Source organism: Microbulbifer discodermiae (assembly GCF_040742695.1).
Taxonomy (GTDB): domain Bacteria; phylum Pseudomonadota; class Gammaproteobacteria; order Pseudomonadales; family Cellvibrionaceae; genus Microbulbifer.
On record NZ_JBFLAB010000010.1, the window covers coordinates 84798 to 97209 of the forward strand.

At 49.6% G+C, this 12412-nt stretch carries 9 protein-coding genes; 6 read left to right on the plus strand and 3 right to left on the minus strand.

Annotated features, from left to right (window positions below; genetic code table 11):
* Positions 1-136 precede the first annotated feature (136 nt).
* Entirely contained in the window at positions 137-1648 is a 1512-nt protein-coding gene (locus AB1S50_RS05890) for a polysaccharide lyase 6 family protein (RefSeq protein WP_367149572.1), read from the minus strand.
* Positions 1649-1960: 312 nt separating this feature from the next.
* Here AB1S50_RS05890 and AB1S50_RS05895 point away from each other — a divergent pair, with 312 nt between their 5' ends.
* The 3 genes from AB1S50_RS05895 to AB1S50_RS05905 all read left to right on the plus strand — a co-directional run bounded on the left by AB1S50_RS05895 (position 1961) and on the right by AB1S50_RS05905 (position 9177).
* A complete protein-coding gene (locus AB1S50_RS05895; RefSeq protein WP_367149573.1) occupies positions 1961-2125 on the plus strand; it encodes a hypothetical protein in 165 nt (54 codons plus the stop codon).
* 485 nt (positions 2126-2610) lie between these two features.
* A complete protein-coding gene (locus AB1S50_RS05900; RefSeq protein WP_367149574.1) occupies positions 2611-6504 on the plus strand; it encodes a SpvB/TcaC N-terminal domain-containing protein in 3894 nt (1297 codons plus the stop codon).
* A 159-nt stretch (positions 6505-6663) separates the two neighbouring features.
* Positions 6664-9177: an RHS repeat domain-containing protein gene (locus AB1S50_RS05905; protein WP_367149575.1), complete on the plus strand. Its 2514-nt coding sequence runs from the start codon at positions 6664-6666 to the stop codon at positions 9175-9177.
* 388 nt (positions 9178-9565) lie between these two features.
* On the opposite strand, the gene AB1S50_RS05910 is transcribed toward AB1S50_RS05905, so the two are convergent.
* Positions 9566-9970 (minus strand): thermonuclease family protein, encoded by a 405-nt coding sequence (locus AB1S50_RS05910; RefSeq protein WP_367149576.1) that lies wholly within the window; start codon positions 9968-9970, stop codon positions 9566-9568.
* 526 nt (positions 9971-10496) lie between these two features.
* Positions 10497-11063, minus strand: a complete 567-nt coding sequence (locus AB1S50_RS05915; RefSeq protein ID WP_367149578.1) for a site-specific integrase — start codon at positions 11061-11063, stop codon at positions 10497-10499.
* A 58-nt stretch (positions 11064-11121) separates the two neighbouring features.
* Between AB1S50_RS05915 and AB1S50_RS05920 the strand changes: the two genes are divergently transcribed.
* From AB1S50_RS05920 to AB1S50_RS05930, 3 genes are all read left to right on the plus strand, one after another.
* Positions 11122-11331: a DUF3566 domain-containing protein gene (locus AB1S50_RS05920; RefSeq protein WP_367149580.1), complete on the plus strand. Its 210-nt coding sequence runs from the start codon at positions 11122-11124 to the stop codon at positions 11329-11331.
* A gap of 428 nt (positions 11332-11759) precedes the next feature.
* Positions 11760-12113 (plus strand): hypothetical protein, encoded by a 354-nt coding sequence (locus AB1S50_RS05925; RefSeq protein WP_367149582.1) that lies wholly within the window; start codon positions 11760-11762, stop codon positions 12111-12113.
* Positions 12114-12269: 156 nt separating this feature from the next.
* Positions 12270-12412: transposase (locus tag AB1S50_RS05930; protein WP_367149586.1), on the plus strand; the 143-nt coding region annotated here is incomplete at its 3' end.

A 12412-nucleotide genomic window follows, 5' to 3' on the forward strand; every position in this document is an offset into this window, starting at 1 on the left:
ATACCCCGGGGCCTTCTATTAGGTGTGCTGCATAATGGATCTGTAGTTATTAATTGAAACTGCAATACGTTTTACATATAAGGCAAATGATTTTCTTGTCCTCACCCTATTGGGTGAGGACAAGACCGCCACACCACTAGAAATTAGTGCCTACCTCAGTTCTGCTTAATGGTAAAACTCTTTGCATGCTGCGAGGGTCGATAGGTATTTCAAAACCAACTGCAGTGGTATTTTTAATACGACTGATTAAATTGTTGTTTTCTACCCAGCGAGTATCAAGCGGAATATTATCAATCCAAGTACTTAACTCAGTTGATGATGCAGTGGTAGGCACAGAGGGCATTAGGATATTAGCAGTAGCATCGTTGTAAAGTGGCAGCGTAGTCCGCATTAATCCCCCGTCAGTAATGCCAGCATTGGCAGTATCAAAATAATTATTCGACCATAAAATATCAATAGCACTAGAGTGTTGATTCACCGCTACTGCACTGGCGTCTACCTGTCTTGAATTGTTAATAATTAAATTATTGGCAAAGCGCAATGATTCTGGTAGCGTAGTGCGATTTTTCGGGTCGGTCAAATCCCACTGACAACCAATAGAAATGTTGGAGTAGTAGCCATTGATCAAAGTATTATTGGCAAATAGTACATTTTTGGTTAAGGGGTAATGGTATGGATTTAAGCCTATGGCTGCCCGCGCTGGGTCTGGAGTTGTACTTGAGGCGCCAAAGCAAACGCTACCGTAATCAGTTTCTGATGCAGTGGGGCGCAAATCGGAAAAGTAGTTATTAAAGATCACATGATCTTCTCCGCGAATAAAAATGCCGCGCTCTTTTGCCACGCTATTGCCTAAAAAATAATTGTCATATACTAAACTGCGTTGACCTTGACGTAAACTTAAATGACCCCGTGAATTTTTAAAAGTATTATAGCGAAAAATATTTTCACTACTTTTTACGGAGACAATTTCTGATTCACCATCTTCATTTTCGAATAAATTATATTCAAATATAATGCGTGCACGATAGTTGTGCATGGAGCCATGCCCAACACGGGAAGCTGATCCTCCATTGCTCCCTAACAGTGGTCTGGAAAAGTAGTTGTGGTCTACGAGATGATATGAAATAACTGCGGGATCAATATCCATATTGATATAGCTATGAACACTGCTTTTGTTGGCAAAATAGCTGTGGTCCACCCGATTGTTTTTACCATTTAGCAGGACCCAAACCCCTTCTACATCATCTATATCATCGAATTTTGTATTGGTAATACGATTGAATCGGCCAGTGACGGTAATTAAATGTGCTTTAGACGCAGTGCGAGTAATACCGCCTGGATTTCGAATGAAAGATAAGCCTGATAATGTGTAGTACTTTCCAGGAATTGCAATAGCCATATCACCTGAGAAAAAAGCCATGCCAGGGTTTTCTGCTTTAATTACTATAGGTAAGCTAGCGCTACAGTTCATTTCTAAACTAAGTTTGGTGTTAATATAATTCCCATTCTGCAAAATTACATTATCACCGCAAGCTAAGCTGGTAATTGAATTCTGCAGTGTTAAAGAATCAGAAACGTAGTAATCTTTTGCAAGTCCAACTGTGGATAGAGAAAAGAGCAATATTAAACTTACAATTTTAAATCTCATATATACCTCGAAGTACATCAATTAGAAAGCATAGATAAAAAATTTTAGTGATATCTATTGAATTTTCTAAGAAAATATAATCTTTAATACTAAAAACGTCGCATAATTACGAGGAGTAACAGTATCTTAGTTGCAAGGGTAGGGAAATACGCACTTGTAGGCTTTGCGACTTTTGCACATTTTATGACTAAAGTTTAAAACTGATTTGCATGTATTTTATCAAGTGCGCTCTAGCAGATTCTGCTAGTGGCCCATGACACAAGCTTAAATCTGGCAGGAATGCGTCCAGGAGAATGAAACCGGAGCCGACCAGTGAACCAAGCCAGCCAGCGCCTGAGTGAATTACGCAAGCGACGCGAGCGTATTTTAGTCGAAGATATTCCACGTAAGGCCAAGCAGCTAAAACTGGATGCGATTCAAAAGCGGATTAATGCGGTATCAGCAAAGGCATCGCAGGGCACCGAAGCCGCTTTTTAGAGGTTGATCATTCCGATTTTCGGGTGCTGTCCATCATTATTGGTGCCGTTCATGGTACTAAGCGTGAATTAGGTCAGGCTTTAAGTGTGATGAATTCCGCAATATTTCTGGGTGTAATGGCGTGTAATTGACCATTAGCTTTGTCTGTGGAGAATCTCCCGCCATAAAATAAAAGCTTCTTGGGGTCTTCGATGGGTCTGCGCAATTATCAGGCACTAGCGGGTGTTATCTGTTCATCCGTTAGGTTCAACCTTTCTAAATACCTTCTTTTCTTTGTTTCAACTTGGTGCCTTTTGCCCGTTGCTGTTGCACAAGTCGATGTGAATGTATCGGTATCGGAATCCAACAGCCCGGACGGTTCCTATACCGTATCGTACAGAGGCCCGGGTACTTTTTCTGAACGGAAAAATGGTACTGTTATCAATTCGTTTGTAATTTCTGACTCCACGAACCGTACCAAAACCTATTCCAACAGATCAACCGGGGTGTACAAGTATAGTATCTATTGGGAGAAAACCTATTGCTTTACACCCCCGGGTGAAGCCCTCGATTGCCAAACTTACACCGATAGCGATTCAGCCACAGTAAACGTAGCCCGCAAGCCCGGCATTGCCGGTAATTTCGAGAACTTTCCCAGTCAGGATGACGACGGCGTATTTACCGTCAAGTGGGGCGCAGCCACTGGGACCATATCCCGCTACGAGCTTCATCAAAAAAAGAACAGTGGTAGTTACAGCGGTGATATTCACGATAACACTGCCAGAACCCATCCTGTCGACCTCAATAATGGTAGCTATCAATATCGGGTGAGGGCTTGTGCCCAAGCGGGGAGTTATAGCCGCTGTGGCACCTGGAAAGAATCCCCGGTAGTGGATGTTGCTTTCGAGCCCCCTCCCACTGGTGCCTTGAGTTTTGCCGACAACACTACGCCCACTTATGACAAAGAAGGTATATTCAAAGTCACATGGGGCGCTGCGTCCGGAAACCCTTTCACGGGTTACCGACTCTATCAACAAAAGGGTACCGCCAGTCCGGTCAAGGTTTACGAGTCAACCAACACGTCGGTTCAGGAAGCGGAACGACCGGACAATTGCACGAATTTCCCAGTTAGCTGTCCGCCAGGTTTGCTCGATGGTGACTACACTTATCACGCGACCACCTTTGTTACGGTTGGCAACTATACCCGCGAGAGTAATGCGACTTACTCGACGCCCATACAAGTCCTGCAAGTACCGGGCGCACCGGAGCAGATCAACCAGCCATCCGGTTCGGTAACCACCACACCTTTCACCGTATCCTGGGATGCAGTTCCCGGCGATGTGACTTATAAGCTGGAATACGGCACAAATGGTGTCGATTTCACGGAATACTCATCCGGCCATACCAGTCCCAGCAATCCCAATGTGGATTTGGCAAATGGCACCTACTATTTCCAGGTGCGCGCGTGTAACACTCTGGGAGAGTGCGGGGAAGCCTCCTCACCGCCCAAGCAGGTTTCAGTTAATGTAGCGCCGCCAGTCCCAGGTGACCCTGCATTTACTTCCGTCCCCACATCCAGTGACTACGGTGATTTTGCAATCAACTGGCAAGCCAATGGTGGCAATATCACCCACTATCGCCTGCAGCAAAAGGTCAACAGTCAGCCCTGGCCAGTGGACAATCCCGGCAACGATATAGATTTGGGCCTGGGCACTGAGACCACCTATGAAGCCAATGGCGAGACGGAGGGTGTCTACCAATTCCGACTAAAGGCCTGTAATACTGAAGCGTCCTGCACGGAAAGCTGGGTGTACAGCGATCCCATCGATGTACACAACCTGCAAGGTATTGCGCCGGTAGTGTCCGCCGAACAGCAGCCACAGTACATGGCCACAGGCGCCATGCGTTACAGCACCGATGTCAATTTCCGCGGCGACGCCACCATCTCCGTGCCCATTCAGAGCGCTCCCGGAGTCAATGGTCTGGCCCCCAGCCTCAACCTCAGCTACTCCAGCGGCCACCACCGTCGCCACAAGGTCAATGACCTGCCGGAAGATATTTTGGGTTACGGCTGGCATCTCAGCGGCATCCCGGAAATCCGTCGCTGTGTCACCAACCGTCCCATGGAAGACAAACTCCAGTTGAACGATACCGATTCCATCTGCCTATCTGGCAGCCCGCTAGTGCTGATCAGCGGTAATCACTGGCAGACCGGGGCGGTATATCGCACGCTACGGGACCGTTTCGTACTGGTGGAGATCAAAGGCACCGCCGAAGAGCCCTGGTTCGAAGTCAAGCAGCCCAGTGGCAGTGTGCGGCAGTTCGGCGCTACCAACGACAGCCGTATCCTGATCGACAACGACGAAGGCAAGACACCTTACTATGCCTGGACCTTAAACAAAGTTACCGATGCCTTCGGCAACACCATCACTTACAACTATTACCGCGACTCGGTCAGCGGCATTAACTATCCGTTGAGTATCCTTTACGGCAACAACAACGACGCCAGAATCGAGTTTAAATATGCCACACGGGACGACGCAGCGCCCATGGCAATCGGCGACACCGGGTTCCAGCAGGGTCAACTGGTACTGCTACACCATATCAATGTGTTGCTGGATGGCAATATTCTGCGGGAGTACCGCCTGATCCCGGAAACCGCCCCAGAGGGTTGGAAACGCCTGGATAAAATCCAGCACTGCGCCTACGAAAAAAACAGCCAGCCGCAGGATCCCACCTACAAGTGCCTGGCGCCTCTGTCCTTCGGCTGGATGACTTCGGCAAGTGCCAATCCGGATGAATTTCTCACCGCAGTACAAACCGTCGATGATGGCACCAGATCGACTACCTTCACCCACGAGTTGATGACCGAAGGCGGATTTGAAGGGGATATGCCGGAAGCACCGTTTGGTGCAGGTATTCTGCCTGCCAATAGTGAAGTGGAACCCCTGCAGGCCGTCAACGGTGAGTACAGGCACATAGTGACCTCCGTCTCCCGCAGCAATGGTATCGGCGGCAATCACATCACCAACTATCGCTATCAGGGCACCGGCTTCCGCAGCAAAAAACACTGGGGCTTTCTCGGTTACTATGCCCAGGGCGTACAGGATGCCGCTACGGGCATTACGACTTATCGCCAGTTCCGTCTGGACTTCCCCCACTTCGGCCGGGTGGCCAGGCTCGACCAGTACGACCATATCTTTGGTTCCCACAGTGAGCTGCTGTCGAAACAGCGCTACCGCTATGACAAGCTGGTGCTGACACATAACGGGAGCCCTACCTATTTCCCATTCCTGCGTGCCAGCCTCGATGCTATTCTGGAGGGCGGTCAGGAACTGGGCTTCAATTACAACTGGAACAGCTACGGCAAAGCCGGTTATGGAACGAATGGCGAGCTGTTGGACAGCGCCACCCATATACAACGCGTAGTCACAAATGCCAGCACACCGGGTACTGAAACCTATTGGGGCCAGGTACCCGCCGTCAGTGTGGACGGCTCCGTTGAGCGCAGCCGCAGAGTCGTTACCAGCTTCCAAAACCGTACCAATCCCTGGTTGGTCGGGTTTGTCGAAGGGGAAAGCGAAGAGTACTTTGACGGGGATACGGGTGGCACCGCCGAACGCACCGTTACCGCAATGGCATCGCCCTTTGGCAATACGAATCGTATCGGTAGCCTGACGCGCTTTCCGGGCGATACCCGCTACGAGCTGAATATCCAATACGGCTACAGCGGCGATGGCAATCTCAGCAGCGAAACCGTCAGTGGTCACGCGTCGGCGGTGCCCGGCGCCGAGATAGATCAGCGCAGCAGCTCCGCCAGTAACTTCCTTGACAAGCGTTACCCGGGAATACTGACCAATGCACTCTCCCAGTCGGTGACTGTGGCCTACGACCAGCGATTTGGCTTGCCGGAGTCAGTCACTGACGCCAACAGCCGCACCACCCTGACTGAATACGACCCGTTTGGCCGCGAGCTGCAGCGCACCAATGCTGACAATGTAGCGATTAACTCCGTTTATGAAGACTGCAACAATATCTTCGACAGCTATCCCTGTCCCCTGCGCGGCAATCAGCTGGTGAGTTATCGGGTTACCACCAGCTCCGCGATCACGCCAACCAGTTACCGCTACTATGATGCACTGAACCGCCTGGTCCAGACCCGGTACGAGGCCTTCGAATCCGGCGCAACGGTGGTACAGGACCGTTTCTTCGACAACAAAGGTCTGCTGGTCGAAGAATCGGTGCCGCACTTTAGCAGCGAATCCGTGTTTGCCAGTGCAAGTTACGAATACGACCTGCGCAATCGACTGGAAACCACCTTTAAACCCGGTGGCGGTACCCTGCGTATCAACTACCAGCCGCAACTGGCACAGCGCCAGGTGTTGGTCCAGGTGGAATAGGATGTCCTGGATTCCCTCGGCACCCTGCAGGAAACCCAAGTCAGGGAAAGCTACTACAGCCTGGCCGGTGACCTGGTCAAAACCATCGACGATCAAACCGGAGAGAGTGTCACCACCCACTACAACTACGATGGCAGCGGTCTGCCCGAATCCATCTACGTGGAAGATCTCACCACGGAATCCCAGTTTATCTACGACCACGCCGGCTACCGCACCACACTGACCGGCCCCAACGTCGGCAGTCTGACTGCTGAATACAACGCCCTGGGGCAGTTGGTGAAACAAACCGACAACAAAAACCAAAGTATCGACTACCAGTACGATCTGCTGGGCCGCCTGGAAGTCCAGACAGATGCGGAAGGGGTGGGCCACTGGTTCTATGACCCGGTCAATGGCATCGGTGGAATCGATAGGCGCAGCTACACCACCGGCGGCACCACCGTTTTTGAGGAAACCTATGTCTACAACGGTGAGAGCAAGCTGGATCGCATCGATACAGCCCTGACCGCCGGCGGTGAGACACGCGCCTTTGCCCATAGCTATGCCTACAAGGGCAGCGGAGACGGCCGCCTGGACAGCATGACCTATCCCAGCGGCATCACAGCCAGATATCAATATACCGGTGGCTACCTGTCGGGCATTACCGACGGCTCCGGCAACCCGCTCAAAACCTTTACCAGCGTCAACGCCTTTGGCCAGGTGGACGGTGAGCTGTATGGCAACAACGTGACCACCACCCGCACTTACAACCCGGATACGGGCCGGTTGGAAAGCCTCTCAACAGCTGGCTCCAGCCAGTTCCAAAACAGCCAGTACCAATGGCGCTCCAACGGCACCCTGGAAAGCCGCCTGGCGGATATTGGTAGCAGTAGTGAGAAACAAGAGCGATTCACCTACGATGGCCTCAACCGCCTCACCAGCGCAGAAACCCTGCTCGGCGGCAGCAGCCAGCGCACACTCACTACGCTGTACAATAAGCTGGGCAATATCACCAGCAAGACCAGCAGCCACGGGGCCGATACCAATGTCACCGGCTACCAGTACGGCGGGTCTGGCAATGCCGGTCCCAATGCGGTGAGCAGTGTCACCATCGGAGGGGAAAGCTATAGCCTGAACTACGACCAAAACGGGGCCATCACCCACTACGATGCGGCGGTCAGCGAAGACAAGTGGATTCGCTGGAATGCCCGGCAAATGGCCACCGAAGTCACTGTTGGTGACAGTCAGAGCACCGCAACCCCCACTGCCAGAGACAAATTCCACTACGGCCCCAACGGCCAGCGCTTCTACCGGGAATCCAGCTGGATGGAGGACGGCCACCTGCAAACGGAGAAGGCCTTCTACGTGGGCAGCTACGAGGAGCTGATCCCCGGCGATGCAACCATCACCAAGGTGGAAAGAACCAAGCTGGACAACAATGTGGTGCATATCGGTATTACCGATACCATGGGCAGCACTGGCGAATTCCAGTACCTGCACCGGGATCACCTGGGTTCCATTGAAAAAGTCACGGATGAAAGTGGAAATCTGATTCTCGACACCGCTTTCGACCCCAGCGGCAAACGCAGAAAAGCCGACTGGAGCCAGGAGATGGACCCGCAAGGTCTGGAAGTTCTGCTGGCCTCCCAGAGCCTGGTCACCAACCGGGGCTTCACCGGCCACGAGCACCTGGACAGGACCGGCTTGATCCATATGAATGGGCGGATATATGATCCGACCTTGGGGAGATTCCTGAGTCCGGATCCCTTAGTGCAGGCACCGACCTTCAGTCAGAGCTGGAATCGTTACAGTTACGCTTTCAACAACCCGGTGGGTTTTACAGATCCTACGGGCTTTGTAACTGAAGATGATGATGAAAAACACATGGATGGCGGTGGCGGTGGCGATGGCGGTGGCGGTGGCGGTGGCGGTGGCGGTGGCGGTGGCGATGGCGGTGAAGGTGGTGGTCAAATTGTACCGGAAGAAAAGCGGCCAATAGTTACGGTACCCGTCAGGGGGAAAAAGCCAAAGAAATTCAGAAGTCCATTTACTTCGCGAGGTGGTGGTAGGTGGAAATCAATTTCATGGAGAAACCTCAGGACTTTGACAGGTGGTGGGCGGTCAGGCGGAGGTGGAGGTTACTTTTACGTCTCACAAACTTCCTCTTCGGGTAGTTCGAATTCGTCTTCTGATGACGCGGGAAGTGAAGAGGATACCGAGGATAGTAAAGTGTCCCCCGCGGGGACGCCTTATGATGAAGAAGTGGTAGTTAGTGGTGATCCGAATGCACAAAAGAATACAGTTGGTGGCTTTTTCGAGCCATTAGCGTGTAATTCCGGCGTATGTGCAATGCGCTCAGAGACATTCAGTACAAGAGAGCAAATCGCTAGTTATCAGACACAAAACAATATCCGTACTCAGATAAAAAGTATCTTTCTGGGTATGCTGGGTAGCCAGGCAAATGGCTCACTAGGTATTATTTTAGCAGGAAGTGTTTCAGGCAAAGGAGTAGTTGTGGATACCCAGGTGAATTATGCTCCACAGATTGGAGATACAATCTACCAAGAGGTTAGTGCAGATCTTGTAACGGGATTTCACAATGATAGCGGCCTTGCGAATATTATTATAACGCAAACTATAGTTAACAGCGGGGGAATTATATTGAGTAGGAAACAAGGTCCGCCAGGGTTTTAAAGTTATGAAATTAGCGCTCTTTTACTTAAAAAATCTTTTTTCTTATCCGTATTTCACTTGTGGTTTTTATGGGTTGATAGCCGGCTCAGTCTTCTTTTTTCGAGTAGATACGGGAAAGTTTGGCTGGGTGACAATTGCGATATTGGTGGTTTGGGTAATCGTTAGCCTCGCTTTTTTTGTGGTGAAAATGAAAAATATCGACAGAACTAAAGATTAGGGCCGGAGTGAGAAAGCTGCTCACTCCGGCAGCTCGCCGGACGCTTGGCACTTTCCTGAGCCTGTATTAAGTAAATGCCATTCAGATCGTAGTAGGATTTTGACACTTTTTTCGTGTGGTCTTATGTATTTCTTCCATTAGAAGCGGGTGGCTGATTTCGATAAAGTGAGATCAGCCCGCGCACCAATTCCGCCTCTTGCCCCCATGATACTCATACCCAAGGTTAGCGCCTATGAGTAGCTGATCTAGCCGCTTTCCATCTACCCATACTTCAGCTAATAACCTGAAATACTTGTCCCGCTCTATCTCCTCAAGGCGAACTTCCTGGGCATCACGGAGCAGGGTGACAGCGAATTGTTTGGCTTTTCGTGCCAGTTCCTTTTCAGCTTGGCACTTGCCCCGCAACTCCGGGGTGTCTACCCCTTTGACTCTGACGCCGATGCGCTTGCCGACTATATCGGGCCATCCTGGGACATTGGCGGTGAAGGAGTCACCGTCATAGATGGAGACTACTTCTACGGGTCGAGCGAGGACCAGAGTAGGGAGGAAGAGGAGGGCTGGGATCAGTGTTCTCATGGGTTAAGGATACTTTCCAGAACCTGGCCCTGTCTGTGAGTCTCATCGCAGCCGAAGCTATATAAAAGAAGGAAGAAATGCCTGGTGTTTTTTTGATGAGCCTTGAAGCAATTTCTTTGATTCCTTTCTTTCAACTAAATAGGTCATTTTTTGTGCATTAAAGTGTTACTCTGATGAGCCAAGTGTTGCTGATCTTTAATGAAATAAAAAGTTCAATAAAATCAATTACTTAGAGTCAAATGCATGGAATTTGGATAAATTTCGATCAACCACCTATATTGAGGCGGAAGATCCTGGTTATTTATACAGTTTTGCCTTTACTTTTGGGGCTGGTGCTCTATAGCTCCGCTTGTGGCCTAATTCGCATATAAATCAATAAGTTACATTTTTGTATCATTGGTTCTGGGGGTGTGGTGGTCGTCGGTTCAAATCCGGCCACTCCGACCATTTAACTTATTGTTTTATATAGAGTTTCAGAAAAGTGCAGGGCGTAAGATTCGACTGCACAAAAAAGTGCACAAAAACCCTAAAACTCCCCTCCAAGCACATCATCTGGCAGCTGAAAGTCCATCGCCGTATACGGCAATGCTTCCTCATCCTGATAGTCCAGAGTCGTTCCTTTGTTCTCGTGTGCCATTAGATATTGGATGTCTTCTACCCTATAGCCAGCGATTCGATAAAGTGTTGATGCCAGTCCACGCACCTCATGAAAAGAGGGCGGTCTCACTTCATCCAGGTTTGAAAAGAGCCCGGTAGCATCCCGAGCCTCCGCAAACAGATTACTGAGGCGCCCTGGCATTATTCTCGCTATATGCTCCTTGCTCTGGTTCCATACTTTCCGTTTTGGCCAATGACTCACTATATAGGGGCAATCGTGTAGATGACCTTGAACAGAGCCCAGGCGAGCGCACCTTGCACCTGGATTGATGGTATAAAATTTGTTCAATCGATCAACTTTAATAGAGTCACCAGAAAGCTGGCGCAGAATTGCTTCTGCGATAAGAATCAGGATAATATTGATCACTATATGAACATACCAGAAGTCTAAATAAGGGTTATTCAATTGAAAGCGATTTCTAAGTTTGCGGTGCATAGAACTTCATTAACTTGCCTGCGTGATGGCTTTAAGTTCACTTATATTTTTGATTCCTATGAGTTTAGTATTATTCAACGCGCCGATGACTGATCCTGACGGCAACCCAGTTGATGCTTCTGTGCCTATGGGCTTAATGTTCGCCTTGCCTATTATGTATTTAGTGCTCGGTTATGTAATGACTGCTGTCGGAGCACTCATCTATAATTTTACCTCAAGATTTACCGGCGGTGTTCAATTTGAACTATCCGAAAAAAGTGAATCTTAGCAAGTTGTTCAAGTTCACCCCGGCTGCAAAAAGCACGGCCTGCTCTGGAAAGGGTACACTGCGTTGTGGATGCCGGTTATGGCTACGTTACGTGAAATAATTTATGGATAGTATACTAAGCTTCGTATTCGAGACCGTTCTTTATGGTGTTGGGGCGCTTTTAATCTTTGTTCTTTCCTTTGGTCGGTATCGACCGGCTCCCATCAAGAAAGAATATCTGCGAAAGCTTTCGGATCGTGGTCGACTGATCTATACCCACGACGGTATAAAGTATGTCTCTAGTGGAGGAGTACAGGCCGTTGGAACCATAGCGCTGGTGCTCTTGGCACTTTTAATTTGGCAGCTATAAAACTACGCAACAAGGCCCAGCAGTACGCATCTTTAGTGCTGGACTTGCAATAAATTGTTCGCCTGTACGGGGAGTTTTATTGGATATGCGCATAGTTCACGAAATCAAGTTCTTCTTCTCGGGATGGAATTTTGGTGTACTCTTCCTGCTGTTGTTTATGCTGGCTTTTGTGTTTTCCTTCAACTTTAATGTGCCCGTTGGAGAGCCAGAAGAAATTCAAGGCATAGTGGAAAAGGTTGGGCTCACCCATAGTTCAACGAACAGTGCGTCTTATGCAAGTGTGCGGGTAAACTTAGCCTCAGGTAAAGAAGTGGATATTACGCTACCGAGGAATGTAATGGTGAAGTCGGGTGACGCGATTATCGTGCATAAACAGGGTCTTTTACTGAAAGGTGCGTTCTATAAATATGGTTCTTTACCTGATACTCAATAAGAACACCAAGAAGGCTTAGGCCCTTCGGGTATTCTTAGGGCGGCTACTCCATAGTCGCAGCCTATATGTGCGTGTGTGCCAGGCATGGCACTTAACTAGTGAGGCGTAAACCCTCGTATCAAGTACCCAACCACCCAAACCGGCCACTGAGCCGGTATGAGTGAAATTATCCCTGCTAAGAAACCCGTGAAGCGTCGCCGGCATTCCCCGGAGCTTAAGGTCAAGATTCTCAAAGAGTGCCTAGAACCTGGCTCTTCCGTCGCCAGCGTTGCCCTCCGGCACGGTATTAACGCCAACCT